Source organism: Glaciimonas soli, assembly GCF_009497155.1.
GTDB classification, from domain to species: Bacteria; Pseudomonadota; Gammaproteobacteria; order Burkholderiales; family Burkholderiaceae_D; genus Glaciimonas; species Glaciimonas soli.
Genome location: NZ_WINI01000003.1, coordinates 41,122 through 66,936, shown reverse-complemented (window position 1 = coordinate 66,936; position 25,815 = coordinate 41,122). Strand labels below are relative to the sequence as shown.

Sequence of the window (25,815 nt, the reverse complement as noted above, 5' to 3'; positions counted from 1 at the left end):
ACAATGAAACGATAACGCAGCGATAGACGCGTAAAATGGCGGCTATTCGAACTTTGCGGCACATTGCCTTCCCATGACTATTTTGCTCGCCACTCTTAATGCCCGCTATTCTCACGCTTCGCTAGGCTTGCGTTATTTACAAGCCAATATGGGCGACTTGCAGGGCGACACGCACTTGCACGAATTCGTCATTGGCAGCAAAACCACCGATATTGTCGAAAAACTATTAGCCAACAAAGCCGCTGACGGCGGCACCACCATCGTCGGTTTCGGCGTTTATATCTGGAATATCGAAGAAACCACCAAAGTCGTCGCGATGTTGAAATGCGTCGCGCCAGAGATCGTGATCGTGTTGGGTGGACCGGAAGTGTCGTATGAATCTGAACAACAACAGATCGTCAAACAGGCAGATTATCTGGTGACAGGGTGGGGCGACATTGCCTTCCCGGAATTATGTCAGCAGATTTTGAACGGCCCTAAACCGCTGATGAAAACCCACATCGGCAAGCAGCCGCCGATGGAAGACATTACGCTGCCTTACGCACTCTATAGCGACCACGACATCAAACATCGCACGCTGTATGTTGAAGCCTCGCGTGGTTGCCCGTTCAAATGCGAATTTTGTTTATCTGCGCTGGATAAAACCGCGTGGCCATTTGCACTAGATAATTTTCTGGCAGAGTTGGAATCGCTCCATGCGCGTGGCGCACGGCTGTTTAAATTCGTCGATCGTACATTCAATCTGAATATCAAAACCAGCTTGAAGATTATGCAGTTCTTCCTCGATAAACTGGACGCCAATCCCGACGATCCCGTCTTCGCGCATTTTGAATTAGTCCCTGATCATTTGCCCGATGCATTGAAAGAAGGAATCAGCAAATTCCCGGCAGGTACGTTGCAATTTGAAATTGGCATACAAAGCTTCAACCCCGAAGTGCAAACCTTGGTCAGTCGCAAACAAAACAATCAAAAAGCAGCGGAGAATATTCGTTGGCTGATGACAGAATCACACGCGCATTTACACGTTGATTTAATCGCCGGATTACCCGGTGAAGATGTGGAAAGCTTTGCTCGCGGTTTCGATCAACTGGTCGCTTTGCAACCGCACGAAATCCAATTCGGTATCTTAAAGCGCTTACGGGGCACGCCGATTATTCGCCATACTGAAGCTTACGGATTAGTCTTCGACCCGCACCCGCCTTACACCATCCTTGCCACAGACCGCATCGACTTCGCCACCATGCAACGCCTGGTGCGCTTTTCCCGTTACTGGGATTTGGTCGCTAATTCAGGACGCTTTGCGCATACCTTGCCGATCTTGTTGGGAGCAACACCATTCAATAATTTCATGGCATTTTCGGATTGGCTCTACAGCAAAACCGACGCCACGCATCGCATCGCCTTGGATCGCCTGGCTGGATTAGTCGGTCAGTGGTTGCGCTTGCAAGGATTGAGCGATGCGACGGTGAATGCGGTGTTGAGTACCGATTATGCCGGTCAGCCACCGAAGTTGCCGAGTGCGCCTAAGAAGGTTGAAAAACACGAACATGCACCATCGGTTGCGCCGCAACGGCAGGCTCGGCATTTGGTGGCTTGATCCATCAAGCAGCGTGGGCTTTTTAGTCTGGCCGACAACCTACATAAGCTATCTTTGCAGATATAAGTATCATGTTCGGTAACGCAGTGCTTCGACCAGCAATACAAATGCTGGCGAGGCCTGACGCCGGCTTGGGTAATACAGGTGATATCCGGAAAAGGTATGACTCCAGTCTTCGAGGACGGGCAACAGAAGGCCCTTGTCGATATACTCCTGTACTACATCCTCCAGCATGAAACCCAAGCCTAGTCCCGCCAGAACGGCATTGAGCATTTGAGGCATGCCGTTGACAATAAGCTGGCCGTCCACGCGCACATTGATTTCACGCTTACCTTTCTTAAGTTCCCACGCATACAAGCCCCCTAACGTTGGCAAGCGAAGATTGATACAAAGATGGTCGGTCAGATCTTGTGGCGTTTTGGGTGGTGATCGTCGCGCGAAGTAGGACGGAGCACCGACGACTATCATTCGCACATCCGGACTGATGCGCACCGCTATCATATCTTTTGCCACCTGCTCGCCCAGCCGCACACCGGCGTCATACCGTTGTTCCACAATGTCGATCAGACGATTGTCCGAGTTAATCTCAACTTTGATATCAGGATAAAGCGGCAACAGTTTCGCCAGCTTTGGCATCAAGATCGTGTTGGCGGCATGATCAGAGCTGGTGATCCGTATAGTGCCGGCGGGCTTCTCCCGTAGTTCGCTTAAGGCAGCGAGCTCCGTTTCGATTTCTTCAAACCGGGGAGCCACCGTCTGTAACAGCCGCTCGCCAGTCTCGGTCGGTGACACGCTTCGCGTGGTGCGCGTTAACAACCTTATGCCCAGTCTTTCCTCTAGCGAACGTATGGTCTGACTCAATGCCGACTGAGAGACGCCAAGTTGCGCCGCCGCACGAGTGAAGCTTCCTGCGCGGGCAACGGCAACAAAAGCAATCAGGTCGTTAAAGTTTTCTTTTGGCATATTTTTGTATTTATTAGAAAAATTAATAAGTACATGCTGATTATAGCGTCTAATCAAATGCCGACGTTACGCGTAAAGTACCAGCCATGCAAAGACCGCTTAGTGGTCTACGGATGTTCACTACTTTGATGTCAGGAGATTGAAATGCACAAACGTAAACTTGGGAACAGCAATTTGGAAGTGTCCGCCATTGGATTGGGTTGCATGGGATTGAGCTATGGCTACGGCCCTGCAACAGATAAGCATGATGCAATTAAGTTAATCCAGATGGCAGTCGAACGCGGCGTAACCTTCTTTGATACGGCGGAAGCGTACGGTCCGTTCACCAATGAAGAAGTTGTTGGTGAAGCATTGGCGCCGTTTCACGGCAGAGTCGCCGTCGCGACCAAATTCGGTTTTCGAAATGGCAATGTGAATGACGGATTGGATAGTCGGCCTGAACGGATCAGAGAAGTCGCCGAGCAGTCGCTCAAACGGTTAAAATTCGACAGCATAGATCTGTTTTATCAGCATCGTGTCGATCCCGATGTGCCGATCGAGGATGTAGCGGGAACCGTCAAGGATTTGATACAGGAGGGTAAAGTAAAGCACTTCGGTTTATCGGAAGCGGGCGTAGAGACGATACGTCGCGCTCATGCAGTTCAGCCGGTAACTGCTCTTCAAAGTGAGTATTCCTTATGGTGGCGCGAGCCGGAGAAGGAGATCTTGCCCATGCTTGAAGAACTTCAGATTGGCTTCGTTCCATTCAGCCCACTGGGTAAAGGTTTTCTCACGGGCGCAATCAACGAGAACACCAGGTTTGATAGCAGCGATTTTCGAAATACCGTTCCGCGTTTTACGTCGGAAGCCCGCAAGGCAAACCAGACATTGGTAGATATGCTTGGTCAAATCGCTTCGGAAAAAACGGCCACACCGGCACAAATCGCGCTTGCCTGGCTACTCGCCCAGAAGCCATGGATAGTCCCTATTCCCGGAACCACGAAACTGCATCGTCTTGAAGAGAACATCAAAGCCGCTGAAATTGAACTGACGCCGAGCGATCTTGCCCATATCAACAGTGCGCTGTCCGACATCACGGTGCAAGGGGACCGTTATTCACCTGACCGGCAAAAACTAGTTGGCCGCTGATCGAAACAATATTCAATCTGGAGTAAGAAATGCGCAATAACATCGAAGGAAAAGTCGTCGTAATTACCGGTGCAAGCAGTGGTCTGGGTGAAGCGACCGCTCTTTATCTTGCCTCGCAAGGTGCAAATCTCGTGCTTGGTGCGCGGCGCGCAGATCGTATTCATGCGCTGGCACAAAAGCTGGCCGGTAACAGTGGTACGGCGATTGCTGTGGAAACGGATGTCACGGATCGTGAACAGGTACAGCGATTGGTTAATGCGGCTGTGCAAACTTTTGGACGGGTCGACGTCATGATCAACAATGCCGGATTAATGCCACAATCATTGCTCGAAAGCTTGAGGGTTGATGATTGGGATCGCATGATCGACGTTAATATCAAAGGAGTGCTCTATGGTATTGCCGCGGCGCTGCCCTATATGAAAGATCGAAAGTCCGGACACATCATCAATGTTTCTTCCGTGGCTGGTCACAAGGTTGGTCCAGGCGGCGCAGTCTATTCGGCGACCAAGCATGCGGTGCTGGCTCTATCAGAAGGACTGCGTCAGGAGGTAAAGCCCTACAACATTCGCACGACGGTCATTTCTCCAGGCGCGGTTGCCACCGAACTTCCCAATTCAGTGACCGATCCGGCAATCGCCGAACGCGTCCACCAGCTTTACGAAGAGGTCGCTATTCCAGCGGACTCGTTCGCGCGTGCAGTTGCTTTCGCCATCAGTCAACCTGAGGACATAGATGTGAACGAAATCTTGTTCAGGCCCACACGGCAGGTTTATTAATGCGTAATGACACGACAAATAAAGGAGTCTGACAATGGAAATCAAGCGCAGCGGCTCACAGCCCTCGGTCAAGGGGCCAGCAGAGTATTTCACTGGTAATGTCCGCATCGATCCTCTCTTTAACTTGCCAGAGCCGGCACGCATGCTGGGGGCCAATGTTACCTTCGAGCCCGGTGCCAGAACCGCCTGGCATACCCATCCTCTGGGCCAAGTCTTGATCGTCACTGCCGGATGCGGCTGGACGCAATGCTGGGATGGTCCGGTCAAGGTGATACGGCAGGGCGACGTGATCTGGTGTCCACCCGGTCATAAGCATTGGCACGGTGCTACCAAGGATACAGCCATGACGCATATCGCCATTGTTGAGCAACTCAACGGCAAGGGTGTTGATTGGCTGGAACATGTCAGCGACGAACAATATATGGCTGGGATGGATGCTGAATCCAGTTGAGCGACACTCTCAAACATTTAAGCCAGATGACCTAAATGTGAGAGAGCAAGATACAGCAATTCGAAAAACATGTGGCTGCTTAGCTGTATGTGGGTTGGGCCTTTCAGCCCACCCCACATATTTAATGTTTACCTTCACTATCCAAATGCGCCATCGCAACGGCCGCATAACGCTCGCCAGCCGCAGCACCTTTAGGCACGGCATTCGCAATCGCACTCAAATCCGCTGCGGTCAGGGCGACATCCAGCGCTCCCAATGCTTCGCTTAACCGGGCACGTTGCCTTGCGCCTATCAGTGGGACGATGTCTTTTCCCTGCGCGGCCACCCAGGCGATAGCGATCTGGGCGACACTGACGCCTTTGGCGTCGGCAATTTTGCGCAGTGCTTCGACCAGTGCGAGATTTTTGTCGATATTTTCAGCTTGAAAGCGCGGGCTGAAGGTGCGGAAATCTTTGGCCCCGGCATTTTCCTTTTTCCAGTGTCCGCTGATCAGGCCGCGTGACAGCACGCCGTAAGCCGTGATACCGATACCAAGTTCGCGACAGGTGGCGAGTATCCCATCCTCTATGCCACGTGATATCAGCGAGTATTCAATTTGCAGATCGCAAATCGGATGCACGGCGGCGGCGCGTTTGATGGTTTCCGAGCCGACTTCGGACAGTCCGATGTGGCGCACATAGCCCGCTTTCACCATGTCGGCAATTGCGCCTATGGTTTCTTCGATCGGTACGTTAGGATCCAGGCGAGCAGGGCGATAGATGTCGATGTGGTCTAATCCCAGTCGCTGTAGAGAATAGGCCAGGAAATTTTTAACCGCCCCTGGTCTTGCGTCATACCCCGACCAGCCATTGGCCGGATCGCGCAATGCACCGAATTTGACGCTAACCAATGCACCGTCACGCTTGCTGCCTTTTAGCGCTTCTCCAATCAGCATTTCGTTGTGCCCCATGCCGTAAAAGTCACCGGTATCCAGTAGCGTGATACCCGCGTCCAGTGCAGCATGTATGGTGGCGATACTTTCCACACGGTCGGCAGGTCCATACATGCCAGACATGCCCATGCAGCCAAGGCCGAGAGCGGAGACTTGTGGGCCGTTTGTACCTAGTTGACGTTGTTGCATGTGTAAACTCCTTATCATCGCCGCACGGCGAGTGTGCTGGCGTGGTTGATCAAAAGTGATGCAAACTCTGCGGTAATGCAGAGAAGCTGTACGCATTATGCGGCAAGATACGCCGTGCGATAATCCTGATAATGATGCACATATCGTACGGAATAACGCACAATGAATGATATTAACTTGTCTAATTTAGCCGATCTCGATGCTTTTGTCGCCGTCGCGCAAGCGCATAGCTTTCGCGGAGCCGCCGCCTTGCGTGGCGTTTCTGCATCCGCGCTGAGTGAAGCTTTACGTCGGCTCGAAGCGCAGCTCGGCGTGCGTTTGCTTAATCGGACTACACGCAGCGTCACACCGACTGAAGCTGGGCAGCGCTTGCTGGAGCGGCTATTGCCAGCACTGGGCGAGATTGCAGGCGCATTAGATGTCGTCAACAGTTTTCGTACCAGCCCTAAAGGAACGTTGCGGCTTAATGTACCGTCGGTAGTCGCTCGTCAGATATTGCCGTCGATTGCAATGCGTTTTATGGCGGCATATCCTGAAATTACGCTGGATGTGACGATGAGTGACACTTTCATCGATGTACTCGCAGCGGGTTTTGATGCGGGTATTCGTTACGAGGAAAGGATAGAGCGCGACATGATTGCAGTGCCCATCGGGCCGCGTAGGCAGCGCTTTGTGTTGGCTGGAGCGCCGACTTATTTTGACCGGTATGGCGTACCGACTCATCCTAAAGATTTGCTCACACATGCGGGTATTCGCCACCGCTTCCAGAGCGGTGTGGTTGCTCCTTGGGAGTTTGAGTGCGGCAATAAAACTGTGCGTATTAGTCCGGAGGGGCCATTGATTGCTTCTGTGGTTGAACTTGAAGTTGAAGCTGCGGTTGCTGGTCTTGGCTTGATTTATATGTTTGAGGAATATTTGCAACCGCTGATTAAAAGCGGCGCATTGGTCCCTGTTCTTGCCGACTGGTGGCAGAGTTTTTCCGGACCATTTCTTTACTATCCTAGTCGTACTCATATGCCCGCGCCGTTGCGGGCCTTTGTCGATTTTCTTAAAGAAGAAAATTGAGTTGCGGCCTGTATTTGAAAAAGTAGAAATGATTTATTTTGAAGTACTACAGACCAGGCAACAGGCATCTCGAGCAACACGAATGCTATTCCACTCCATGTTACGTGCATCGAGCATTAACAATTGTCCCGCCAGCGAAGTGCCAATTCCCATAATCAACTTCAACGCTTCCGCTGCTTGCATGCTACCGATGATGCCAACCAGTGGTGCGAAGACACCCATGGTGGCGCATTGCACTTCTTCGAATTCGCGATCTGGCGGGAATAAACAGGCGTAGCACGGTGAGGTCGCGCTGCGCGGATCGAAGACGCTGATCTGACCATCGAATTTGATCGCCGCTCCGGAAACCAAAGGTACACGGTGCGTGACGCAAGCGTGATTGACGGCGTGTCGCGTGCTGAAATTATCGCTGCAATCGAGCACCACATCGGCACCGCCAATCAGTTCACTTAATCGCCCATCATCTGCGCGTTCAGCCAAGGCGATGACGTTGATCGTCGGATTGATGTGTGTGAGAGCGATTTTTGCCGAATCCACTTTGGCCTGTCCAACGCGCTCGGTCGTGTGCAGTATCTGGCGCTGCAAATTGGTGAGATCTACCGTGTCGTTATCGACCAGCGTGATAGTGCCGACACCAGCCGATGCCATGTATAAAGCCGCTGGTGAACCGAGTCCGCCAGCACCAATAATTAAGGCGTGCGCAGCTAATAATTTTTCCTGACCAGCAATGTCGATTTCATCGAGCAAGATGTGGCGAGAGTAGCGGAGTAGTTGTTGGTCGTTCATGAGTTATACATCCAAATGCAGAGCCGCACGGAGGTCGGAAAAACACAGCGCCTTTTGACCTGCTTTACGCAATAAAAAGCCGCATCAAACTTGATGCGGCTTTAGTGTAGCTTGAAGCGCGATTCGAGACATCAGCGACGATTATTTTTTATCGTCAGTTTTGTCGTCTTTTTTATCATCCGCATCGTCCTTCTTGTTACTGTCTTTGTCGTCGTTATCCGCTTCGACATCGCCCTTCGCTTTGGCTTTCGCCAATTGCACTGGCAAGCCTTTCAAATGATTCAACGCTTGAGTCAGCTGGAAGTCTTCTTTGGAGCCGTATTCGTATGGCTTGTGCTTTTTGGACAGAGCAACAGCTTTTTTCTCTTCTTCTTCCTCATCGACTTTTGATGCCGCTGCAGGCTCGGCATCTTTGTCCTTGTCATTGGTCAAATGCTTGGTCAAGTCAGCTTCGCGGATGCGCAAGTTTTTGAGGATGTCGCCATCTGCATATTCATCCACTGCCAAGTCTGGCGTAATGCCTTTGGCTTGAATTGAACGGCCACTAGGCGTGTAATAACGTGCCGTGGTCAACTTCACTGCGGTCTTGCGATCTGGTGGCAGTGCAATCACGGATTGTACGGAGCCCTTGCCGAAAGATTGCGTGCCCATGATCGTGGCGCGTTTGTAATCCTGTAACGCACCAGCGACGATTTCAGAAGCCGAAGCCGAACCGGTATTGATCAGCACCACCATAGGGATTTTCTTCAAGGCTTCTGGCAATTTTGCCAGTGGGTCTTGGCCGGGCGCTACGGCATAAAATTCCGGTTTAGCGGTGAAGCTCATTTTCGAGCTAGGGATTTGGCCATTGGTCGTAACGACGACAGAGTCTTTAGGCAAGAACGCGGCAGAAACACCAATTGCACCCGGCAATACACCACCCGGATCGTTGCGTAAATCCAGTACCAATCCCTTCATGTTAGGGTTCTCAGCGTACATGGCGGCGATTTTCTTGGCCATGTCGGCTACGGTTGGCTCTTGGAACTGGGTAATGCGAATCCAGCCATAACCCGGCTCTACCATTTTCGCTTTAACACTTTGCACGCGAATTTCCTGGCGCACGATGTTGAAAATGAGTGGCTTATCTTCATCCTTGCGGGCGACAGTTAATTTGATTTTGGTATTGGCTTCACCACGCATACGCTTCATGGCCTGATCCAACGTCAAGCCTTTGACTGGTGTCGCGTCAATGCGGGTAATCAAATCGCCGGCTTTGATGCCAGCGCGGTAAGCTGGCGAATCTTCGATTGGCGAAATGACTTTGACGTAGCCATCTTCCATGCCGATTTCGATGCCGACGCCGACAAATTTACCTTGCGTCATTTCTTGCAAGTCTTTGTAGCCTTTTTTGTCCAGATAGGAAGAGTGCGGATCAAGCGAAGCCACCATACCGGCAATTGCTTCCGATAATAGCTTCTTGTCGTCGACCTGCTCGACGTAATCTGACTTGATCAATCCGAAGACATCAGCCAGCTGCCGCACTTCTTCCAAAGGCAATGGCGCCGCCGCGCTTTTTTGCGCAACAGCATCAAATTGGACTGACGCAGCAATACCTGCTACGACGCCTAAGCTGATTAGGCCGATATTTTTGAGCTTACTTCCCATGTTTCACCTAGTAGTTACCCAACCGATTGGGTCGAACGCACGGCCTTGATGCCGAATCTCGAAGTATAAACCGGATTGCTCATTGCCGCCGCTGTTGCCGGCACTGGCAATGACATCACCCGGCTTTACGACGTCCCCAGGTCGCTTCAACAGCGACTGATTATTGCCATAAATCGTTAAATATTGATTCCCATGATCAATAATGATCAAGTTTCCGAATCCACGCAACCAATCTGCAAAAACAACTCTGCCAGCGGCGATGGATTTGACTTCTGCCCCCTCTGGCGCGCGGATGAATAAGCCCTTGGAAGGCGGGCCATCACCCCGCGAACTGCCAAAACGGTTCATCAATTCACCTTTTACCGGCAGCCGCAATTGACCTTTTAAAGAGGCAAACGAACGGCCGTAAGCCACGTCTGGACTAGCTTCCGGCGTTATTTCATTACGTTCCAAAGGCGCGGCAGCGGTGACTGACGCAGGTTCGGGCGCCACAGTTGATGCTGCCGGTGCTGGTGTTTGTGCTAACGCTGGTGGCGGCTGATCGTCATCAATTGGGTCTGGATGGAAGGTGCTCGGGGGTTGTGGATTATTTACAGTTGGAGTGGACTTAGCTGCATTGGTTGCACGCTGACGTTGTTTTTCCAGCGCACGTGCAGCTTGTTCTGCGCGCGCTGCTGCTTGCGCGGCCCGTGCTGCCTGAGCTGCTTGTGCTTTTGCCAATTGTGCTTGACGCTGCTTTTCTCGGTTGGCGGCGTCGATTTTCTTTTGATCCTCGATTAATTGACCGAGTTTATCGACCAACCCAGCCAGTCGCTGATCATCACGTTCCGTTTTGCCAACTTCTTTGCGTTGCGCGACTAGCTTGCTCGAGAGCTGAGTCAGTAGCGTAGCGTGTTTGTTTTTCTCTGTTTCCAGCTTACTTTTCTGATCACGCTGATCTTGTGCGATTTCATCCAGATCATCCTGGGCGTTGCGCATATCGGTCTGATTCGCTTCGACCGCTTGTATGCTGGCGCGTAAGGCCTCAATTAATTTGGCTTGGGCTTGGGAGACATAACCCATGTACTGTAACTCGCGATTAATCCGGTTGGGATTATCGCCAGAAAGTAACAGTTTGATGCGATCCTCATTGCCAGCAACGTATTGTTGTCGCAGCAAAGTCGCCATTTGCGTTTGTTGTGCTTTAACGGTCTGGCTTAATTCGTCGTGCTTCTTTGATAGTTGTGCCAGCTTGGTTTGCGTCTGCTTTTGTTCGTCGCTCAAATCGCGTAACGAGCGATTGGCATCCGAGATCGCCGCTTCCGAATCAGCTAACGCATCTTCAGCGCTGTCTTTTTCGGTTTCAGTTTGATTGATGTCGCGCTTGAGGGCTTGCAGTTTCTGGCTCAAATCGGCACGAGCGTTTTCTGCAGCTTGCTTTTGCTTGCTGCGCTCGGTGATTTTTGCTGCCGCATGAACGCCAGGAGCTGCCGTGAATATGAGTGCAAGCAGAAGCGTCAAGACAGGCGCACGCCATGCGCCTGTCACCCCGCCCGCGCTTGCAGGCGAGGAAAGGGCGCGGTGCTTCAAATGAAGTCGCTTCATCAGGCCTTGCTTTCCCCCTGATTAGCGACGGCGCTCATGGCGCTGGCAATGGCAGTTTGATTGCCTAAATAATAGCTCTTGATCGGCTTTAGATTGGCATCGAGTTCATAGACCAATGGCTGACCATTAGGGATATTGAGACCGACGATATCTGTATCGCTGATGTTGTCGAGCATCTTGATGAGCGCGCGCAAGCTATTACCGTGAGCAGAAATAATGACGCGTTTGCCACTCTTGATCGCTGGTGCAATGCTGTCATTCCACGCCGGGGTTACGCGGTCCACTGTATCTTTCAGGCATTCAGTGAGTGGGATTTGTTGGCGTTCCAGATGTGCGTAACGCGGATCGTCATAGGAAGTGCGTGGATCGTTTGCATCTAATTCTGGTGGTGGCGTATCGTAACTGCGGCGCCATATCTTGACTTGGTCATCGCCATATTGGGCGGCAGTTTCGGCTTTGTTCAGTCCTTGCAATGCACCATAGTGACGTTCATTCAAACGCCAATCGTGTTTTACCGGCAGCCACATCAAATCCATCTCGTCTAGCGTGCCCCAGAGCGTACGAATGGCTCGTTTAAGTACGGAGGTGTAAGCCAGATCAAAAGTCAAACCAGCAGCTTTGAGCAGTTGGCCAGCTTGCTTTGCTTCGGCGATGCCTTTATCGGTCAGGTCAACATCGACCCAGCCAGTGAAACGATTAGCCAGATTCCAGGTAGATTCGCCGTGGCGCATTAAAACAAGTTTATACATAGTGTGGACCAACAAGAGTGATAAAAATAGGATTTACGTAAAACCTCCCCCAACTGCGCAGCACAACCGTACTGCGGGCGCTCGATACGCTTTGAGGGGACAATTTTACGTAAATCCTAAACAGGAAAGTCGCTTTCTGCAAAATCGCCCCGACAACGGAATGACTACCGTACCGGAAATATCGTCAACAAGGTTTAGTAAACGCGTTGCCGGGACAATTTTGCAGAAGTCCAGAATAATACGGTAAATGTAAGTTAGACACTTTACAGCTTCTGCCCAGCTTCTATTTTATAATGCTGAGGTTAACTAAAACCATTGGATTACTGTGAAATTCTTGATTGATAATATTTTTTTACTCGGATTGGTTGTTTTGTCAGGTGGCGCATTGTTATTTCCCATGTTACGTGGGCGAGGCAACAAAGTGACAACATTGCAAGCAACACAATTAATTAACCAAGGCAAGTCGTTGGTGCTTGATGTGCGTGATGCGGATAGTTTTGCTGCCGCCCATTTGTTGGATGCAAAAAACATCCCGCTAAAGGATTTGGCGCAGCGTCTGGTCGAAATCGATAAATTTAAAGCAAAAAACGTGATTGTCGTTTGCCAGACTGGCGTGCAATCGGCTAAGGCAACTTCCCAGTTGTCAGCCGCCGGCTTCGAGCAGGTATATAACCTGGAAGGCGGTATGGCAGCCTGGCAAACTCAAGGTCTGCCGACGATCAGCAAAGAAAGTAAAGTCGAAAACAAGACCGGAAATAAGGTGAAAGCATGAGCGAAAATGGTACCCCGCGCGTCTTAATGTACAGCACTGCTGTCTGCCCATATTGCATTCAGGCCGAGCGGTTATTGAAATCGCGTGGCGTGGAAAATATCGAAAAAGTGCGTATTGACCTTGATCCGCAACAGCGCAACGAAATGATGGAAAAAACCGGCCGCCGCACCGTTCCGCAAATTTATATTGGTGACACGCATGTCGGTGGTTTTGATGATTTGAGTGCACTTGATCATAGCGGTAAATTATTGCCTATGTTGCAAGGTTCTTGAGATCATCCATCGGCCGCTGATATTTCTTGCGTCACCGATTAAGTTCATGGATAGTATGCAGCTCGCAGCACACTATTGATTTAAAAAATTTACCGAAAGAGTTTTATGGCAGAAGAAATTAAAAAAACAGAAGACAACGCTGCGGCTGATCAACAGCCTGTGTTTCAGATTCAGCGCGTTTATCTTAAAGATATGTCGTTAGAGCAACCAAATTCTCCAGGTGTTTTCCTGGAACAAGATGCTCCGCAAATCGAAGTTGCTGTTGATGTCGGTGCCGAAGCATTGGCTGAAGGCATTTTTGAATCGACGGTGACAATTACTGTGACAGCTAAAGTGAAAGATAAAGTCGCTTTTCTGGTTGAAGGTAAACAAGCTGGTATTTTCGAAGTGCGCAACATTCCGGCAGAGCAGCTTGATCCACTGTTGGGTATCGGCTGTCCGAATATCGTGTATCCATACCTGCGTGCCAATATCGCTGACGTGATTACACGTGCAGGTTTCCCTCCTATCCATTTGGCTGAAATCAACTTCGAAGTGTTCTACCAACAGCGTTTGCAGGCGATGGCAGAGCAACAAGGTAGTAAAGACAGCGTCAAAGTTGAAGGTAGCCAAGCGATTAACTAATTAATCGTCCGTTGGAACCATTTGCGCGCATCGCGTGAGCACGCTGTTCAGGCGAAAGTAGTCTGAGCAGCGTGACGTAGTAACCGGAGTTGATTCGAATGAAATTTGTACGCATAAGTGCGGCCTTGGCGCTAGTTTTGGCAAGCATGGGTTTGGTTGGCGTAGCGCATGCGCTCGATTACAAAACGGTTGGTGCATCGCCAGTGATTTTGTATGATGCCCCTTCGGAAAAAGGGCGTCGCGTTTTTGTTGCGCCGCGTGGCATGCCGGTCGAAGTGGTATTGACTTATGGCGAGTGGACTAAAGTACGTGATGCCAGTGGAGATTTGTCCTGGGTGCAGTCGAAAGCTTTGGACAACAGGCATAATGTCCAGGTTAGGGTAAGTAACGCAAAAATTCGCAGTAGTCCAAACGACAGCGCAAGCCCGGTGTTTACCGCTGACAAAGGCGTGTTGCTTGAACTGGTTGAGCCGACGACGTCAGGCTGGTATAAAGTACGCCATCGCGATGGGCAGACTGGTTATGTTAAAGCAGTCGACGTGTGGGGTGGCTAAATTAATATAGGACGTACGTAAAGCTGCTCCAGCAGAGCGAGTCCTCTTTGCCATACCTAAAGTACTGTCTTAACAACATCGTATCATTATCGAAAATGACGACAATCATGATATGGTTGTCGTCATTTTCTTTTTGCAGAACTGAACATAATGACAGCAATGAACATCACCATACTCGGTGCAGGTGCATGGGGAACCGCGCTAGCGATTGCATTGGCACCACGCCATCATGTTGTGCTCTGGGGGCGTAATCAAGCGGCGATGGCAGCTGCTGCAAAACAGCGTGAAAATGCAGCTTTGCCCGGTTTTGCACTACCCGATACGTTGCGCTTGACCGCCGACTTTGAGCAAGCTGTTGGCCACATCAGTGGCGCCACATTGCAATCCGGGAAAGTCGAAAGTAATTTATTGATTGTTGCGTCGTCGGTTGCCGGATTGCGTTCTTTGGCGCAGCAACTACGTGGTTCGGCTATCCCCAATATCGTGTGGCTGTGTAAAGGGTTTGAAGAAGAAACCGGTTTATTGCCGCATCAAATTGTCGATGAAGTATTAGGAAAGACCATTCCTGTCGGCGCGCTTTCCGGTCCCTCATTTGCACAGGAAGTTGCGCGTGGTTTGCCTTGCGCATTGGCTATTGCAACCGATTCTGCGGCGTTGTCGCAATGCGTGGTATCGGCGGTGCATGGCGGCCAGATTCGCGTCTATTCGACCGATGATATGGTGGGGGTCGAGGTTGGCGGTGCGGTTAAAAACATTTTGGCGATTGCAACGGGAGTTGCCGATGGCCTTGGGTTGGGATTGAATGCACGCGCTGCATTGATCACACGTGGCCTGGCGGAAATTACACGCCTCGGTATTGCACTCGGCGGGCGCAGCGAAACTTTTATGGGTTTGTCGGGGATGGGCGATTTGATACTCACCTGCACCGGTGATTTGTCACGTAACCGAAAAGTCGGCTTGGGTTTGGCGCAAGGTAAAAGTTTGGATACCGTAGTCGCTGAGTTAGGCCATGTTGCCGAAGGTGTGCGTTGCGCAGCGGCGGTACGCAGATTAGCGCAACAGTATCAAATTGAGATGCCGATTACCCAAGCGGTGGCTGGCGTTTTGTTTGATGGCGTTGCACCACGGACGATGGTAGAGAATTTATTGGCGCGTGATCCTCGTGGGGAATCGGCGTAAATGGTTTTGGATATAGGATGGGTATCGCCGCATGAGTCACCCAATGGCGACCCATCCTACTTTGCGTTGATTTACAGAACGTAACGCGATAAGTCTTCATTCACCGCTAAACTGCCGAGTCGTTGATCGACATAAGCGCCATCGATTTTAAGTGTCGTTTCGGTGGTATTGGTCGCCGCAAAAGAAATTTCTTCCAGCATTTTTTCCATCACTGTATGCAGTCGTCGTGCCCCAATGTTTTCAGTTTTTTCATTGACTGAATAAGCGATTTCCGCCAGACGTTTAATGCCTTCAGGCGTGAACTCCAGCTTCACATCTTCAGTCGCCAGCAAAGCTTCGTATTGCGTGGTGAGGCATGCATCGGTGCTGGTCAGGATACGTTCAAAGTCAGCAATCGATAGTGATTCCAGTTCTACGCGAATCGGAAAACGACCCTGCAGTTCAGGAATCAAATCCGATGGTTTGGCCAGATGGAACGCACCGGATGCGATGAATAAAATGTGGTCGGTTTTGATCATGCCGTATTTGGTACTGACAGTCGTACCTTCAACCAACGGTAGCAAATCACGCTGTACGCCAGCGCGCGAAACATCGGCACCGCCGCTATTTTGCGAGCGCGTCGCAATTTTGTCGATTTCATCGAGGAAAACGATGCCATTTTGCTCTACGTTGAAAATGGCTTTTTGTTTCAATTCATCTTCGTTAAGCAGTTTGCCGGCTTCTTCCTCAATCAAATGCTTGAGCGCTTCCTTGATTTTGATTTTGCGGCTTTTCTTGCGCTGATTACCCATGCCAGAAAACATGGATTTGATTTGCTCAGTCATTTCTTCCATGCCCGGTGGCGCCATGATTTCCATTTGCGCACTGGCTTCGGCAATTTCGATTTCAATTTCTTTATCATCCAACGAGCCTTCGCGCAGGCGTTTGCGGAAAGTTTGGCGGGTGTTGCTATCTTTGCTTTCGCTGCCTTGAGGCGCGATTTCATTTTGTTCTGGATGAAAGCCGAAATCACGTGCCGGCGGCAGCAAAATATCCAGTACGCGATCTTCAGCGGCATCTTCTGCACGAGTGCGTACTTTGCGCATTTCCGATTCGCGGGTTTGTTTAATGCCGATGTCGATCAAATCGCGGATGATGGTTTCAACATCACGGCCAACGTAGCCGACTTCTGTGAATTTGGTCGCCTCGACTTTGATAAAAGGCGCATCCGCAAGTTTGGCCAGACGGCGAGCAATCTCGGTTTTTCCGACGCCGGTCGGGCCTATCATCAAAATGTTTTTAGGGGTGATTTCGTGGCGCAGCGGCTCTGCGACCTGCTGCCGGCGCCAGCGATTACGCAGGGCGATGGCGACAGCACGTTTTGCCCTATCCTGACCAACTACGTGTTTATCGAGTTCGGAAACAATCTCTTGGGGTGTCATGTTCATGATGTTAGCTTCTGTAAGTGTGCAACCGATCACATCAAAATGATCGAGAAAATGAGAGGTCGGCCGTGATGCCCGGGCTTAATCCAAGGTCTCAATGATGTGCGACAAATTGGTGTAAATGCAAAGTTCGCCAGCGATCACCAACGATTTCTTGACAATGTCTGCTGGCGATAAATCGGTATTTTCTTGCAATGCTTTAGCCGCTGACTGAGCGAAAGTGCCGCCGGAGCCGATGGCACCGATGCCGTCAGTTGGTTCCAACACATCGCCATTGCCGGTAATAACCAGAGTGCTATCGCGATCTGCGACCAGTAACATGGCTTCCAGACGACGTAACATACGATCAGTGCGCCATTCTTTGGCTAAGTCGACTGACGCGCGCATCAGATGGCCTTGGTGTTTCTCTAATTTGGCTTCAAACAAATCGAGCAGAGTGAAAGCATCGGCAGTGCCACCAGCGAAGCCGACCAAAACTTTACCTTGATAAAGTTTGCGCACTTTGCGTGCGGTTCCTTTCATCACTACATTGCCCAGCGTGACTTGACCATCACCGCCCAGTGCTACGATGTTTCCGCGTCGCACAGAAAGAATGGTAGTGCCGTGAAATTGTTCCATTTTGCTTACCTCAAAAAACATGCGTTGCCCGAAAATCGAGCGTGCTCAGATGTGGTTACTGATCGGTTTAACCCGATGTTCTCACAAAAATGGGGGCAGCGAGCTTGATTGCAAGCGGTGATTTTTTGAATTTAAGAGGAGGTGGGTGAGGGCCGTATCAAGTTAACATCAATGCAAAATTATTGAAAATATAATCTCGGCGGCGTGTTGATGTCAGCAAGTGCGCTTTAGCTTTTGCGCGGGTAAATACGAACAATGTCTTGCATTCCCATCACTTTAAATAAAGCGATGACCAAATGATTAACATGATGAAATTCGATGTGCTTTCCCTCGCTGCTTAGCAGCAGCAAACCATTTAACAACTGCCCGGCAGCGCTGAAGTCAACGCGCGCCAGACGTGAGCAATCAATGATCGCCGGTTGTTGCAGATTGGCGTAAGTCTGGATTTGCGTCAGCAATTCGCCAGGATGGCCCTCAATCACAACTGGTAATGCCATATAGCCACCTGAAACGGTGTTTTCATTTTTGCTATCGGTATTTTGTTCGGCGGTGATTTTGGTAACTGGAGGTACAAATGGGGGAGGCGACACTTCAAAAGTGATGCTGTAATCAATGCTCGTGTCTTCGAAAGCGAGTTCCTGATTTAACATTGCATGCAATTCTAGCAATAATAACCACGGTGTTGCTGTTTCGTCTCGCCGTCCAACTTGCAAGATGGCTTGAATCTTTTTGGCCAGATCGGCCGCGCCGACGAGGACTAGTTCCAGCCCTAATTTTTGCAGGCGCTGCAGTGTACGCAGAAGCAAACCGCAGCCGATGGAATCAACGGATTGGATGCGGGTAAACTCGAGTTTTAATACAGTGTTAGTCAGGCTAAGTTTTTGTACGCGCTCAAGTTGCTTGGTGATACTCGCGTCGAGTTTTCCAGAGAATGAGACTGCCGGCGTTGATCCGGCGTCACCCTTCTTTTGGGAGGTCGAGACTATGCTGAGCTGGTCGTTCCATGCGGGAGGAGAGGACGCGAATTTGTTGGCGTACGCGACGGATAGATCTTCAAATTCTTGCTGCTTGCCGCTGATTTGATAGATGTCTAGCAGCATCGACCATACGGTGTGAGCAGAGTTGCCGAGGTCATCGTCTTCAACTGCTTGGCACAATAAATGTTCAGCAATCTCAGTTTGTTGATTGGCAAAAAGTACCGCTGCCTCTTCAATTACGGCTAGTGTTTCGGAAACAGTAACTTCGATTGGATTGCCCTGAGTATTTAGATCGCTTGATTCAGCTTTAGACTTCTTGGAGGCATATTGCATGGGGATAGTGACATGCGTAGCTTCCAAATTTATATCATTTGTATTGCCGATTTTGGTCGAGTTGCCTAATACGCTGCTATTGGCGGCAGACAGATACATGAATTCCGAGGACATCTCCGACTCGATCGCATCAATTTTCATGCTCGTTGATGCTGTGGCAGTCTGGATGGTGGTATTGCCAGCATCGTTGTGATCACGTGTGTTACGTTGCTGCACGGGGCGAGACAATGTCTCAGCGCGGACGGTGTCGTCGCGAGTAGTGTTAGGCGTCGTTGCAGGCGCATCACTGCTCAAGCGATTGTTCTTACCAAAAAGCGAGAAAATCCCCACGTTAATCCTAATGTCTTTGTGGTTGGCGATCGGTGCTAAATTCCAAAACTAAGCCTAAATAAGCTATACAGCGAAACTATACAGCGGTGCTGTTAACTAGAGCATGTTCTGGTGAACATTTAAGTTCTGACTGCATATTAGAAATGCTGGAATGGCACGCACGAAAAGCACGATAGTGCATTTCTATAGAGTAACATGCCACAACGCAATTATAGTAATTAAACGACTATAAATTATGCATAAATGTTGTAACAGTAGATATAAAGATGATGGCCGCATGAATTCAAGGCGCCATGAAGCAAGCCGACCCGGTTGGTGCGACAGATAGTGTAACGTTTGGAAAAATAAAGAGATATGCTGCTTAGCCTTACTTTGTGCAGCGTAACTTTAGGCTAAGCAGATATTGGTAGCTGAGAGGCAGAAGAGATTAATCCCCGTATAACTTCTGCTTTAATTCGCGTCGTTGCTGCGCTTCCAGCGACAGGGTCGCGGTAGGCCGTGCCAACAAACGTGGAATGCCGATAGGTTCGCCGGTTTCTTCGCACCAGCCGTAATCGCCAGCATCAATCGCTGCAATGGATTGCTCTACTTTTTTCAGTAGTTTGCGTTCGCGATCACGTGTACGCAATTCCAGCGCATGCTCTTCTTCAATCGTGGCCCGATCTGCGGGATCTGGAACCAAAACGGTTTCACGCAGATGCTCAGTGGTTTCATCCGCATTTTTTTGCAGATCTTTTCGCAGATGCTCCAGGCGCGCTTTGAAGAAGGCTAATTGCGCCTCGTTCATGTAGTCCTTGTCGTCCATCTTCAGGATTTGCTCTTCGGTTAACGGGAGGGCAGGGACAGCAGGAGTTGTTTTGGTTGTTTTGGTAGCCACTTCGCTTACTTTCAATACGACGTATTTTAAAAATATCCGTTAATCCGGCCATTTGCACAATTGAACAACTTAAACGTTGTTATTGCTGATGCCGGATAGGGGCGTGGAATGCATTTTCTTAATAGCTTGCTTTGCATCTTGGCTATAGTCAACTATTCTTTTTGTTACCGTATAGTTGTTGCTTGGATCACGTTATTGGCCTGCGATTTTACAACAGGTTTGTCATTAAGGTATCTCAAAACAAGGAAACCTCCGAACTGATTTTTAATGCTTAAGATATCACTCAGGAAATTTCCTTCTATCGACTACAAAAACGCCATACTTTATACCAGACATTGCTCTAAACCGCGAATAAAGATGTCTTTGGGCAGGTGCTTGCCGATGAAGACCATTTTACTGCCTGGCGTTTCATGCTCACCCCATTTTGCCCCAACATCCGTGCCCATAATCTGATGAACACCTTGAAATACCACCTTGCGATCCGCGCCTTCCATTAACAATACACCTTTGTAACGTAGCATGCGAGGGCCATATACTTGGACGATGCCGCCGAGAAACTCATCAAGCTTCGCTGTATTAAACGGTCGCTCGCTTTTGAAAACAAAGGCAGCGATATCGTCAGCATGGTGTGCGTGATGGTGGTCGTGGTGATGATCGTGTTGATGTGATGGGTGATCGCAATGTTCGTCGCTGTGATCATGGTCAGCATGCGCTTCTTCCGCAGCTAAAAAATCGGGGTCAATTTCTAATTTTGCATTCAGGTTAAAACCACGGATGTCGAGAATTTCGTCTATTGGCGTGTTGTCAGGGTCCAATCGCACAATGGTTGCGCGCGGATTGATGTGCGTCAAACGGGTCTTTAATGTGGCAATTTCTTCAGCATTGACCAGATCAGTTTTGGACAATAGCAATTTGTCTGCAAAGCCAACTTGCCGTTGCGCTTCTTCTTGTTGATCCAATTGCTGCATGGCGTGTTTGGCATCGACCACGGTGACAATGGCATCAAGCATGTAGTGGCTGGCAACTTCGTCATCAACGAAGAAGGTCTGCGCCACTGGGCCCGGATTGGCCATGCCGGTGGTCTCAATAATGACATGGTCAAATGTCAGCTCACCTGCGTCACGACGACGTGCCAGCGTGCTGAGCGCAACGATCAAATCCCCGCGCACCGTACAGCAAATACAACCGTTATTCATTTCGATAATTTGCTCGGTACTGTCCTGTACCAAGATTTCATTATCAATATTTTCCTGGCCAAATTCATTTTCGATAACGGCAATTTTGTGGCCGTGAGGTTGTTGCAGAATGCGATTGAGCAGGGTGGTTTTTCCTGCGCCAAGAAAGCCGGTCAGAATGGTAGTGGGAATCAGTGCCATGAGTGTGTTTGGATTTTAAAATGAAAGGAAGTAAAGAGCGGCAGACTTATTGTGAGTCAATGTGCGCAATCGGCGCACCAGCCTTTGATAGTCAATTCTATATCGTGGCCTTCAAATCCCTTGCCCAGGGTATCTTGCAGCGCTTGTTGCAAATGCTGGCGCAAGGTAGCTGGTGACGGAGGAGGTGAGGATGCGCCTGTCTGGGTGCTATGGACGGGCGTCAAAACATCACCTAGAAAGCCGGCATCACTGCTGCCATCAAGACAAAACACTTTTGCACAGCGTGTACATTTGAAGTGACCGTGTTGATGTTGTGCATGGAGTGCTGGATGGCTGTCGCCATCGGCGGCAAATTCGGCGCCAGCACTGTATAGAAACACGCGATCATCACCAGCAATTTTATGTGCTAAGCCGGCGTCGGTCAGGCAATCTAAGGCACGGTAAAGAGTAACCCTGTCCATATCGACAAAACGGTCCTGCATATCTTGATGCGATACGGCGCAACGAGCATCTAACAAGGCCGCCAACACTTTCACGCGAGCGCTGGTGATGCGCACGGATGCCAGGCGTAATTGTGCTTCCGCAGAGGCTGATAAGTGCGCTGGAGCGCTTGCTACAGTGCTGTTGGTGCTATGTTTGGCATTTGCGCTCATGCTGACGGTGCTGCAGTGATGAAAGGCTCATTATGCCTCAAATGCAATTGAGTTGCATATTCTTGGGTGTGGCGGCTTCCGCAAAAGTAGTGCGTCAGTGATTCTTTGTTCACGATCTTTTGACGATGGTGGCAATGAGAGCGATGCTGGTGTAGCGACCTTTGGAATTAAATTTTTCCTAACGGAGATTCGCAGTTTTGGAGCAAAAAATCACTGATGTGCTGCTTTTGTGGAAGTTCTGGCGTGCAGGGAGTTGAAGAGCAGGTTATTTTTCAGTGATTTTCTTGGCGCGCGGGTGTGCCGCATCGTACACCTGCGCCAATCGCTGGAAATCGAGGGATGTGTAAATTTGGGTTGATGTTATCGAACTGTGGCCAAGCATTTCTTGCACCGCGCGCAAATCACCAGAACCTTGCAGCATATGTGAGGCAAATGAATGGCGTAAAACATGCGGATGAACATGCGTCGGCATACCCAGGGCTTGCGCATGTGTATTTAGCCGCAGTTGGATTACACGAGATGATACACGCGTCCCTCGTTCGCTGAGAAAGAGCGCATGCGCGTTTTTAGCCTCGTCGGCAATGTCGTTTTTTAGCAAGTTGGCACGTACTGCAAGCCAATCGCGAATGGCGGCTATCGCTAACTCACCAACTGGAACAATGCGTACTTTGTTGCCTTTCCCGGTCACTTGTACTTCGGCCGCATCCAGATCTACCCAACCGGTAGACGTATAACCGGACTGTTTAATAAACTGAACATCAAGCGCGGCCAGTTCAGATACCCGTAAGCCGCTGGAGTACAGTAACTCGAACATTGCATGATTGCAGAGGGTAAGAGTCGTATTGCTTCCGGTGCTGGGATTTGCATTGGCGACCAGGCGTACAGCATCATCGGTGGCAAGCGCTTTGGGTAGTGGCTTGGCACGTTTTGGTGCCTTTACGCCATCGACCGGATTGCTGGCGAGAGGAGTTTGTGATGTCAGCCATTCGAAAAAGCCGCGCCAGGCAGAAAGTTTGCGGGCAATCGACCGGCTACTTAAACCACGCGAATGCAGTTGCATAGCAAATTTACGCACGTGCGCATGGGTAAGATTGCTGAAATTTTGTTGCGTTTTTTGCGGTAATTCGGGAGCGTTACTCCAAAGACTTTGGCTCAATGTCAGCAGTTCAGCGAGATCGCGAGCATAGTTGCCGGTGGTGTGTTTGGATAGCATGCGCTGAGTCGAGAGAAATTGCAGATAATGACGAATCAAACCGTCGCATGATGCGGCGATTTGATCTTGATCTGGATTGCTCACGGTGTCGTCGATGCTAGTGATGATGGCTAAGTGGATATTAAGTTGGCGAACTAAGCGGCAGTAAGCCAGATAATGCAGCACTGGCGGTTTCGCCTAATTTACTGAGAAAATCGGTTGCCATGTCTGACGTAAATCGTTCGCTATCAGGAGAGCCAAGCACCAATAAGCCAAACGTCGCATTGGCTGTACGCAACGGTAGCATCGCAATTGACCGGATTTCTGTTGGTTGATCCAGCCATGATGCTGCCTCAAAATCATTATTGCTGCCGCAAAACGGCGCACTTAGCCCGCTCGCGAAAATTTTAGAATCACTTGATACTGCTTCTGCAAAGCGAATGTGCTCAAACTCCGAGGCAACGTCCCAGATACGCAAGGTTGCTTGTGGCACCGCGAAGATGGTTTGCAGTCCAGCAATCAGGACTTGAGGCATATCGGCAGTTTGGTGCGTTTGTAGCAGACTGCGCGACCATGTTTGCAGCTTGTCGGCAATGCCATCGTTTTCGTGTGCGTGGCGCATCATCTCGGCCAAACGTAAATCCTGAACTTTAATTTTTTCACGCAACACTTCCATTTGCCGCTCTTGCAGCGAAATAGCGCGACCGAGCAAGGGGCTGGTTAATTTGATTTTCCCCAGCAACTCCGCGTGTTCTTCAAAAAAATGCGGTGTTTCGATCAGATATTGCGCGACGCTATCAGATTCCAGATGGTTGTTCATGATGTGTTGTGAGTGACAAGATTGACGGTTGAGCTGAAGTATCGCTGCTATTGCACTTAATGACAACCACTATGACAAACCCTGTCAAGAATGGAAATCAAGGGTGCCCAATAGAAAAAGGCTCGCATGATTTCTCATGCGAGCCTTTTTTATTTCTAGTTCAGTAATCAACACCGTGTTACCACGCTGCCGATTAACTTAAATTAGAACTTGTGACGGATACCAACGCTAACTGAAGTTTGGTTAGCATCGCCTGTCGATGTGTTGTAGACAGATGGGTCAAATATGCCAGTACCTAAAACGCTGCCGTAGCCGTTTTTAGTTTGTTGGTATGACACGAAACCGTACACGTCAGTACGCTTCGACAACCAGTAATCAGTACCCAAGTTGAATTGAGTCAATTTACCTTTACCATTGTCTGACGAACCGATAGTTGCTTGACCGTATTGAACACTAGCCAACAAATGCAAAGGTGCTGTCAGAGCGTAGTCAGTACCCAATTCAAACATGTCTAATTTCAGACGTGGGATGTAGACGTCGCCGGCAGTAGTAGCGAAATTGATCGATTGATTCGTGCTACGTGACCAGTTACCGTACAAACGTGCTGGACCAGCTTGGTAGCTAGCACCCAGTGTGAATGTTTTCAGTGCTGTATCGCCAGTTTCTAACAAGCCTGACAGAGGGTAGCTGCCGATAGCTACGTCACTACCAGTAACACCGGTTGCGTTAGGAGTGCCAACTTTTGATTGGTAGTAAGAAACGAATGCAGCCAATGGACCGTTAGCGTAGATACCACCCAAGCCGAACGATTGACCAGCTGTTGTGCTACCAGCTTGACCGCCGAAGCCGTAGATTGCGCTAGCAGTGAAACCGCTGAAGTTAGGTGAGTTATAGCGAATCGAATTTTGTGTACGAACGCCTTCAGTACGATCTAGCGCATGCGCTGTGCCAACTACGTTACCGAAATCTTTAACTGATGTGTATGAACCGATATCATCCAACAGGTCAGTTTGACGACCCAACAATACAGTACCAGCAGTGTCGCTAGACAAACCAACAACCGATTTACGATTGAACAGGCCGTTGCTGTTGTTGTTGCTGTTGCCGCCGTTTAATGCGCCAGTATTAGCTTTGAAGCCAGCTTCCAATTGGAATACTGCTTTCAAGCCATTACCCAAATCTTCAACGCCTTTGAAACCAAGACGTGAGCCTTGAATAACGCCAGAAGTCAAACCAACTTTACCGCCGGTTGGTGAGTTAACGTTACCAGTAGCAACGTTGTTTGAGAAAGTAACGCCTTCGTCGATCAGGCCGTAGATAGTAACTGAGCTTTGAGCTTGTGCTGCACCTGCAACTGCGCCTAGTACTGCCAGTGCGATTAGTGATTTCTTCATTTGACGTCCTTTAATTTTAGAAAACTGCCTTAAGGATCCGTACATCTGTCGGATGTATGAACATTAAGGGGTCCCGCTGTCTATGCTGTCGGTTTGGTATGCTGTGGGACTATTAATTGGTCGAAATGAGGAGGGATTACTAAATATGTTGTATTTTAGTGACACTAAACGAATGTTTGATCAGGGTAGCTAATTCGCGTTCTTTTGAAAAAACATTATTAATAAAGCCATGAATTGGTGTTTTGTATGTGGTTCCAAGCCGTAAAAATGCGGCGAAATCTCGTGCACGATCTTTGTTCTGGTTGTCGTAAAGTACTTTAGATGCTGCACGTGCATATATTGCGTTTGCGCTGATGGCGACATTTACATGCCGACTATTGTAGCGAGCATGCAGATCGCTATTTGTAAAAAAAATGGTTAATGCAGTGGTCTTTGGTCGAAACGGGCACTGTATTTTTGTTGCATTAAATGAAGCATTGTCGTTTGCCTTGCATTGCAGCAAAAAAATATGCGGTGTTGTGTAAAAGATGCGAACTTTATCTAAAATAGCAGTCAAA

Annotated in this window: 26 protein-coding genes; 10 read left to right on the top strand and 16 right to left on the bottom strand. The window is 49.6% G+C overall.

The features are described 5' to 3' along the window. The first annotated feature begins 73 nt into the window (after positions 1–73). Positions 74–1,597, top strand: a complete 1,524-nt coding sequence (locus tag GEV47_RS06420) for a B12-binding domain-containing radical SAM protein (RefSeq protein ID WP_153233920.1) — start codon at positions 74–76, stop codon at positions 1,595–1,597. Between the two features lie 69 nt (positions 1,598–1,666). Here the strand turns inward: GEV47_RS06420 and GEV47_RS06415 are convergent, their stop codons facing one another. Continuing rightward, a complete protein-coding gene (locus GEV47_RS06415; protein WP_153233919.1) occupies positions 1,667–2,560 on the bottom strand; it encodes a LysR family transcriptional regulator in 894 nt (297 codons plus the stop codon). A 144-nt stretch (positions 2,561–2,704) separates the two neighbouring features. On the opposite strand from GEV47_RS06415, the gene GEV47_RS06410 reads away from it, so the two are divergent. The 3 genes from GEV47_RS06410 to GEV47_RS06400 are packed head-to-tail and all read left to right on the top strand — an operon-like array spanning position 2,705 to position 4,915. After that, positions 2,705–3,688 carry an aldo/keto reductase gene (locus GEV47_RS06410; protein WP_153233918.1) on the top strand — a complete coding sequence of 328 codons (984 nt, stop codon included), beginning with the start codon at positions 2,705–2,707 and terminating at the stop codon, positions 3,686–3,688. Between the two features lie 29 nt (positions 3,689–3,717). Continuing rightward, on the top strand, positions 3,718–4,464 hold the full coding sequence (locus GEV47_RS06405) for an SDR family oxidoreductase (protein WP_153233917.1): 747 nt from the start codon (positions 3,718–3,720) through the stop codon (positions 4,462–4,464). Between the two features lie 34 nt (positions 4,465–4,498). Then, entirely contained in the window at positions 4,499–4,915 is a 417-nt protein-coding gene (locus GEV47_RS06400) for a (R)-mandelonitrile lyase (RefSeq protein WP_153233916.1), read from the top strand. 121 nt (positions 4,916–5,036) lie between these two features. Here GEV47_RS06400 and GEV47_RS06395 read toward each other — a convergent pair whose 3' ends face one another. Continuing rightward, positions 5,037–6,035: an aldo/keto reductase gene (locus tag GEV47_RS06395; RefSeq protein ID WP_153233915.1), complete on the bottom strand. Its 999-nt coding sequence runs from the start codon at positions 6,033–6,035 to the stop codon at positions 5,037–5,039. Between the two features lie 162 nt (positions 6,036–6,197). Between GEV47_RS06395 and GEV47_RS06390 the strand changes: the two genes are divergently transcribed. Beyond that, positions 6,198–7,100, top strand: a complete 903-nt coding sequence (locus tag GEV47_RS06390) for a LysR family transcriptional regulator (RefSeq protein WP_153233914.1) — start codon at positions 6,198–6,200, stop codon at positions 7,098–7,100. 33 nt (positions 7,101–7,133) lie between these two features. Here the strand turns inward: GEV47_RS06390 and GEV47_RS06385 are convergent, their stop codons facing one another. The 4 genes from GEV47_RS06385 to gpmA form a co-directional block, all read right to left on the bottom strand. Continuing rightward, positions 7,134–7,886: a HesA/MoeB/ThiF family protein gene (locus tag GEV47_RS06385; protein WP_153233913.1), complete on the bottom strand. Its 753-nt coding sequence runs from the start codon at positions 7,884–7,886 to the stop codon at positions 7,134–7,136. Positions 7,887–8,027: 141 nt separating this feature from the next. Continuing rightward, entirely contained in the window at positions 8,028–9,530 is a 1,503-nt protein-coding gene (locus GEV47_RS06380) for a S41 family peptidase (protein ID WP_153233912.1), read from the bottom strand. Between the two features lie 3 nt (positions 9,531–9,533). Next, positions 9,534–11,114, bottom strand: coding sequence for a murein hydrolase activator EnvC family protein (locus GEV47_RS06375; RefSeq protein ID WP_153233911.1), 1,581 nt, complete (start codon positions 11,112–11,114; stop codon positions 9,534–9,536). Then, on the bottom strand, positions 11,114–11,863 hold the full coding sequence (gene gpmA, locus GEV47_RS06370; RefSeq protein WP_153233910.1) for a 2,3-diphosphoglycerate-dependent phosphoglycerate mutase: 750 nt from the start codon (positions 11,861–11,863) through the stop codon (positions 11,114–11,116). Before gpmA ends, GEV47_RS06375 begins: the two co-directional genes overlap by 1 nt. A gap of 325 nt (positions 11,864–12,188) precedes the next feature. Between gpmA and GEV47_RS06365 the strand changes: the two genes are divergently transcribed. The 5 genes from GEV47_RS06365 to GEV47_RS06345 all read left to right on the top strand — a co-directional run bounded on the left by GEV47_RS06365 (position 12,189) and on the right by GEV47_RS06345 (position 15,264). Then, positions 12,189–12,635: a rhodanese-like domain-containing protein gene (locus GEV47_RS06365; protein ID WP_322741573.1), complete on the top strand. Its 447-nt coding sequence runs from the start codon at positions 12,189–12,191 to the stop codon at positions 12,633–12,635. After that, positions 12,632–12,907 (top strand): glutaredoxin 3, encoded by a 276-nt coding sequence (gene grxC / locus GEV47_RS06360; RefSeq protein WP_153233909.1) that lies wholly within the window; start codon positions 12,632–12,634, stop codon positions 12,905–12,907. The genes GEV47_RS06365 and grxC overlap by 4 nt, the downstream gene beginning before the upstream one ends. Before the next feature lie 105 nt (positions 12,908–13,012). Then, positions 13,013–13,531: a protein-export chaperone SecB gene (gene secB / locus GEV47_RS06355; protein WP_153233908.1), complete on the top strand. Its 519-nt coding sequence runs from the start codon at positions 13,013–13,015 to the stop codon at positions 13,529–13,531. Between the two features lie 98 nt (positions 13,532–13,629). Next, complete coding sequence (locus tag GEV47_RS06350) at positions 13,630–14,085, top strand: SH3 domain-containing protein (protein ID WP_153233907.1); 456 nt, start codon at positions 13,630–13,632, stop codon at positions 14,083–14,085. Between the two features lie 159 nt (positions 14,086–14,244). After that, positions 14,245–15,264, top strand: a complete 1,020-nt coding sequence (locus tag GEV47_RS06345) for an NAD(P)H-dependent glycerol-3-phosphate dehydrogenase (RefSeq protein ID WP_153234256.1) — start codon at positions 14,245–14,247, stop codon at positions 15,262–15,264. 71 nt (positions 15,265–15,335) lie between these two features. On the opposite strand, the gene hslU is transcribed toward GEV47_RS06345, so the two are convergent. From hslU to GEV47_RS06295, 10 genes are all read right to left on the bottom strand, one after another. Then, positions 15,336–16,691 carry an ATP-dependent protease ATPase subunit HslU gene (gene hslU, locus GEV47_RS06340; RefSeq protein ID WP_153233906.1) on the bottom strand — a complete coding sequence of 452 codons (1,356 nt, stop codon included), beginning with the start codon at positions 16,689–16,691 and terminating at the stop codon, positions 15,336–15,338. 78 nt (positions 16,692–16,769) lie between these two features. After that, entirely contained in the window at positions 16,770–17,306 is a 537-nt protein-coding gene (gene hslV, locus GEV47_RS06335) for an ATP-dependent protease subunit HslV (RefSeq protein ID WP_153233905.1), read from the bottom strand. A 227-nt stretch (positions 17,307–17,533) separates the two neighbouring features. Next, entirely contained in the window at positions 17,534–18,946 is a 1,413-nt protein-coding gene (locus GEV47_RS19780; RefSeq protein WP_153233904.1) for an STAS domain-containing protein, read from the bottom strand. Positions 18,947–19,373: 427 nt separating this feature from the next. Further along, positions 19,374–19,823 (bottom strand): RNA polymerase-binding protein DksA, encoded by a 450-nt coding sequence (gene dksA / locus GEV47_RS06325; protein ID WP_322741572.1) that lies wholly within the window; start codon positions 19,821–19,823, stop codon positions 19,374–19,376. A gap of 323 nt (positions 19,824–20,146) precedes the next feature. After that, the gene (locus tag GEV47_RS06320) at positions 20,147–21,199 is read right to left on the bottom strand and encodes a CobW family GTP-binding protein (RefSeq protein ID WP_153233903.1); all 1,053 of its coding nucleotides are present in this window, start codon (positions 21,197–21,199) and stop codon (positions 20,147–20,149) included. Between the two features lie 56 nt (positions 21,200–21,255). Beyond that, on the bottom strand, positions 21,256–21,852 hold the full coding sequence (locus GEV47_RS06315) for a Fur family transcriptional regulator (protein ID WP_153233902.1): 597 nt from the start codon (positions 21,850–21,852) through the stop codon (positions 21,256–21,258). Between the two features lie 265 nt (positions 21,853–22,117). Further along, on the bottom strand, positions 22,118–23,065 hold the full coding sequence (locus GEV47_RS06310; RefSeq protein WP_153234254.1) for a tyrosine recombinase XerC: 948 nt from the start codon (positions 23,063–23,065) through the stop codon (positions 22,118–22,120). 121 nt (positions 23,066–23,186) lie between these two features. After that, a complete protein-coding gene (locus tag GEV47_RS06305) occupies positions 23,187–23,864 on the bottom strand; it encodes a DUF484 family protein (RefSeq protein ID WP_153233901.1) in 678 nt (225 codons plus the stop codon). A 203-nt stretch (positions 23,865–24,067) separates the two neighbouring features. Continuing rightward, positions 24,068–25,258 carry a porin gene (locus GEV47_RS06300; RefSeq protein ID WP_153233900.1) on the bottom strand — a complete coding sequence of 397 codons (1,191 nt, stop codon included), beginning with the start codon at positions 25,256–25,258 and terminating at the stop codon, positions 24,068–24,070. A gap of 139 nt (positions 25,259–25,397) precedes the next feature. After that, the gene (locus GEV47_RS06295; protein ID WP_153233899.1) at positions 25,398–25,814 is read right to left on the bottom strand and encodes a hypothetical protein; all 417 of its coding nucleotides are present in this window, start codon (positions 25,812–25,814) and stop codon (positions 25,398–25,400) included. Position 25,815 lies beyond the last annotated feature (1 nt).

Bases quoted from the DNA above. Each gene is read 5' to 3' on its own strand.
- GEV47_RS06390 (WP_153233914.1), top strand. From the start codon at position 6,198: ATGAATGATATTAACTTGTCTAATTTAGCCGATCTCGATGCTTTTGTC.
- GEV47_RS06420 (WP_153233920.1), top strand. From the start codon at position 74: ATGACTATTTTGCTCGCCACTCTTAATGCCCGCTATTCTCACGCTTCG.
- GEV47_RS06410 (WP_153233918.1), top strand. From the start codon at position 2,705: ATGCACAAACGTAAACTTGGGAACAGCAATTTGGAAGTGTCCGCCATT.
- GEV47_RS06405 (WP_153233917.1), top strand. From the start codon at position 3,718: ATGCGCAATAACATCGAAGGAAAAGTCGTCGTAATTACCGGTGCAAGC.
- GEV47_RS06350 (WP_153233907.1), top strand. From the start codon at position 13,630: ATGAAATTTGTACGCATAAGTGCGGCCTTGGCGCTAGTTTTGGCAAGC.
- hslV (WP_153233905.1), bottom strand. From the start codon at position 17,306: ATGGAACAATTTCACGGCACTACCATTCTTTCTGTGCGACGCGGAAAC.
- GEV47_RS06300 (WP_153233900.1), bottom strand. From the start codon at position 25,258: ATGAAGAAATCACTAATCGCACTGGCAGTACTAGGCGCAGTTGCAGGT.
- GEV47_RS06345 (WP_153234256.1), top strand. From the start codon at position 14,245: ATGAACATCACCATACTCGGTGCAGGTGCATGGGGAACCGCGCTAGCG.
- hslU (WP_153233906.1), bottom strand. From the start codon at position 16,691: ATGAACATGACACCCCAAGAGATTGTTTCCGAACTCGATAAACACGTA.
- GEV47_RS06415 (WP_153233919.1), bottom strand. From the start codon at position 2,560: ATGCCAAAAGAAAACTTTAACGACCTGATTGCTTTTGTTGCCGTTGCC.
- GEV47_RS06305 (WP_153233901.1), bottom strand. From the start codon at position 23,864: ATGAACAACCATCTGGAATCTGATAGCGTCGCGCAATATCTGATCGAA.
- secB (WP_153233908.1), top strand. From the start codon at position 13,013: ATGGCAGAAGAAATTAAAAAAACAGAAGACAACGCTGCGGCTGATCAA.
- GEV47_RS06395 (WP_153233915.1), bottom strand. From the start codon at position 6,035: ATGCAACAACGTCAACTAGGTACAAACGGCCCACAAGTCTCCGCTCTC.
- gpmA (WP_153233910.1), bottom strand. From the start codon at position 11,863: ATGTATAAACTTGTTTTAATGCGCCACGGCGAATCTACCTGGAATCTG.
- GEV47_RS06320 (WP_153233903.1), bottom strand. From the start codon at position 21,199: ATGGCACTGATTCCCACTACCATTCTGACCGGCTTTCTTGGCGCAGGA.
- GEV47_RS06385 (WP_153233913.1), bottom strand. From the start codon at position 7,886: ATGAACGACCAACAACTACTCCGCTACTCTCGCCACATCTTGCTCGAT.
- GEV47_RS06375 (WP_153233911.1), bottom strand. From the start codon at position 11,114: ATGAAGCGACTTCATTTGAAGCACCGCGCCCTTTCCTCGCCTGCAAGC.
- GEV47_RS06315 (WP_153233902.1), bottom strand. From the start codon at position 21,852: ATGAGCGCAAATGCCAAACATAGCACCAACAGCACTGTAGCAAGCGCT.
- GEV47_RS06380 (WP_153233912.1), bottom strand. From the start codon at position 9,530: ATGGGAAGTAAGCTCAAAAATATCGGCCTAATCAGCTTAGGCGTCGTA.
- grxC (WP_153233909.1), top strand. From the start codon at position 12,632: ATGAGCGAAAATGGTACCCCGCGCGTCTTAATGTACAGCACTGCTGTC.
- GEV47_RS06400 (WP_153233916.1), top strand. From the start codon at position 4,499: ATGGAAATCAAGCGCAGCGGCTCACAGCCCTCGGTCAAGGGGCCAGCA.
- GEV47_RS06310 (WP_153234254.1), bottom strand. From the start codon at position 23,065: ATGCTATCCAAACACACCACCGGCAACTATGCTCGCGATCTCGCTGAA.